This is a genomic window from Endozoicomonas ascidiicola, assembly GCF_001646945.1.
GTDB lineage: Bacteria > Pseudomonadota > Gammaproteobacteria > Pseudomonadales > Endozoicomonadaceae > Endozoicomonas > Endozoicomonas ascidiicola.
The window spans coordinates 701723-705031 of the sequence record NZ_LUTV01000002.1; the positions used below are offsets into that span (position 1 = coordinate 701723).

Here is a 3309-nt window from a genome sequence, read left to right on the forward strand (position 1 = left end):
TTAGCTGAATACATAGGCTTTAGAAGGCGAACCCGGGGAACTGAAACATCTAAGTACCCGGAGGAAAAGAAATCAATTGAGATTCCCCTAGTAGCGGCGAGCGAACGGGGATTAGCCCTTAAGCAATTTRKGWGTTAGYGGAASRCTCTGGAAAGTGYSGCCATAGWGGGTGAWAGCCCCGTACRCGAAARYKMMYYTATTGTGAAATCGAGTAGGTCGGGACACGAGAAATCCTGACTGAACTGTCTTCGGACGAGGGGGGACCATCCTCCAAGGCTAAATACTCCTGACTGACCGATAGTGAACTAGTACCGTGAGGGAAAGGCGAAAAGAACCCCGTTGAGGGGAGTGAAATAGAACCTGAATCCGTGTACGTACAAGCAGTGGGAGCAAGCACTCTTTATTTATAAAGCACGTCTTGTGACTGCGTACCTTTTGTATAATGGGTCAGCGACTTAATTTCAGTGGCAAGGTTAACCGTATAGGGGAGCCGTAGGGAAACCGAGTCTTAATAGGGCGTCGAGTCGCTGGGATTAGACCCGAAACCGGGCGATCTATCCATGGGCAGGTTGAAGATTGAGTAACATCAATTGGAGGACCGAACCGACTATCGTTGAAAAGCTAGCGGATGACTTGTGGATAGGAGTGAAAGGCTAATCAAGCCCGGAGATAGCTGGTTCTCCTCGAAAGCTATTTAGGTAGCGCCTCGTGTATCACCATTGGGGGTAGAGCACTGTTTGGGCTAGGGGGTCATCCCGACTTACCAACCCCATGCAAACTCCGAATACCAATGAGTGCAATCACGGGAGACACACGGCGGGTGCTAACGTCCGTCGTGGAAAGGGAAACAACCCAGACCGTCAGCTAAGGTCCCAAAGTTCTAGTTAAGTGGGAAACGATGTGAGAAGGCCCAGACAGCCAGGAGGTTGGCTTAGAAGCAGCCACCCTTTAAAGAAAGCGTAATAGCTCACTGGTCGAGTCGGCTCGCGCGGAAGATTTAACGGGGCTCAAACTAGACACCGAAGCTACGGGTTTCAGTGGTCAGTTTTCAGTTGTTAGTTAGCAGTTGTAAGTTTAAAAACTGCAAACACAGTAAAATGTTGGTTGGTTTGCACAAGAGTTTCCAATAACTCTGAGCAAAACTGACGACCAACAACTGAAAACTGACCATTGAAGCGGTAGAGGAGCGTTCTGTAAGCCGTTGAAGGTGTATCGGGAGGTATGCTGGAGGTATCAGAAGTGCGAATGCTGACATGAGTAACGACAAGGGGAGTGAGAAGCTCCCCCGCCGGAAGACCAAGGGTTCCTGCGCAACGTTAATCGGCGCAGGGTGAGTCGGCCCCTAAGGTGAGGTCGAAAGACGTAATCGATGGGAAACAGGTCAATATTCCTGTACCCCTTTTGACTGCGACGGAGTGACGGAGAAGGCTAGGTCAGCGCGGCGTTGGTTGTCCGCGTTTAAGATCGTAGGCTGGGGTTCCAGGCAAATCCGGAACCTCAAGGCCGAGAATTGATGACGAGGYTCTACGGARCTGAAGTGATTGATGCCATGCTTCCAGGAAAAACTTCTAAGCTTCAGGTCAAAAGGGACCGTACCCCAAACCGACACAGGTGGTCAGGTAGAGAATACCAAGGCGCTTGAGAGAACTCGGGTGAAGGAACTAGGCAAAATGGCACCGTAACTTCGGGAGAAGGTGCGCCGGCTTTGGTGATCGGACTTGCTCCGTAAGCTGAGGCTGGTCGAAGATACCAGGTGGCTGCGACTGTTTATTAAAAACACAGCACTGTGCAAACACGAAAGTGGACGTATACGGTGTGACGCCTGCCCGGTGCCGGAAGGTTAATTGATGGGGTTATCTCACCTCCAGATTGCTTTTGCTGCAAGGCAAAYGRYKGAGCGAGYGAAGGAGTTTACATAAAAGTAAATGACTGARYGWGCGRARWCRTTTAACGCAGACAGCGAGAGCAATGTGGTGGTGAGAGAAGCTCTTGATCGAAGCCCCGGTAAACGGCGGCCGTAACTATAACGGTCCTAAGGTAGCGAAATTCCTTGTCGGGTAAGTTCCGACCTGCACGAATGGCGTAACGATGGCCACGCTGTCTCCACCCGAGACTCAGTGAAATTGAAATCGCTGTTAAGATGCAGCGTATCCGCGGCTAGACGGAAAGACCCCGTGAACCTTTACTATAGCTTCACAGTGGATTTTGATGTTGCTTGTGTAGGATAGGTGGGAGGCTTTGAAGCGTGGACGCCAGTTCATGTGGAGCCAACCTTGAAATACCACCCTGGCAATATTGGAGTTCTAACCCAGGTCCTGAAACGGGATCGGGGACATTGTGTGGTGGGTAGTTTGACTGGGGCGGTCTCCTCCCAAAGAGTAACGGAGGAGCACGAAGGTTGGCTAAGTACGGTCGGACATCGTACGGTTAGTGTAATGGCACAAGCCAGCTTGACTGCGAGAGGTACATCTCGAGCAGGTACGAAAGTAGGTCATAGTGATCCGGTGGTTCTGAATGGAAGGGCCATCGCTCAACGGATAAAAGGTACTCCGGGGATAACAGGCTGATACCGCCCAAGAGTTCACATCGACGGCGGTGTTTGGCACCTCGATGTCGGCTCATCACATCCTGGGGCTGAAGCCGGTCCCAAGGGTATGGCTGTTCGCCATTTAAAGTGGTACGCGAGCTGGGTTTAGAACGTCGTGAGACAGTTCGGTCCCTATCTGCCGTGGACGTTGGAAGTTTGAGAAGAGCTGCTCCTAGTACGAGAGGACCGGAGTGGACGGACCACTGGTGTTCGGGTTGTGTCGCCAGACGCATTGCCCGGTAGCTATGTTCGGACGTGATAACCGCTGAAAGCATCTAAGCGGGAAGCCCCCTTCAAGATGAGACTTCCCTGGGCACTAGATGCCCCTGAAGAGCCGTTAAAGACTATGACGTTGATAGGTTGGGTGTGTAAGTGCTGTGAGGCATTGAGCTAACCAATACTAATGACTCGTGCGGCTTGACCATATAACGCCAAAGCGATTTAGAAGTGTAGAGATACACAGCCATACGCRAGCACTAGCAATTKCTCCTGCATTGCTAGCATACATGCCATCCGTGGCAATATAGAGTGTTTAGCAAGAACAAGATTCAGCTTAAATAGACAGGATTCCAGAGTAAGTGATTAATCAATCATTTRCTCAAGCAAGTTACGCCTGGCGACCATAGAAAGTTAGAACCACCTGATCCCATCCCGAACTCAGCAGTGAAATGACTTATCGCCGATGGTAGTGTGGGGCTTCCCCATGTGAGAGTAGGTCATCG

Annotated in this window: 2 rRNA genes (1 of these 2 running past the window's edge); both read left to right on the plus strand. The window is 50.9% G+C overall.

Annotated features, from left to right (window positions below):
• Nucleotides 1-3012: ribosomal RNA gene (locus tag AKL11_RS06925) — 23S ribosomal RNA — on the plus strand (it extends 151 nt beyond the left edge of the window).
• Nucleotides 3013-3199: 187 nt separating this feature from the next.
• Nucleotides 3200-3309 (plus strand): 5S ribosomal RNA (rrf, locus tag AKL11_RS06930).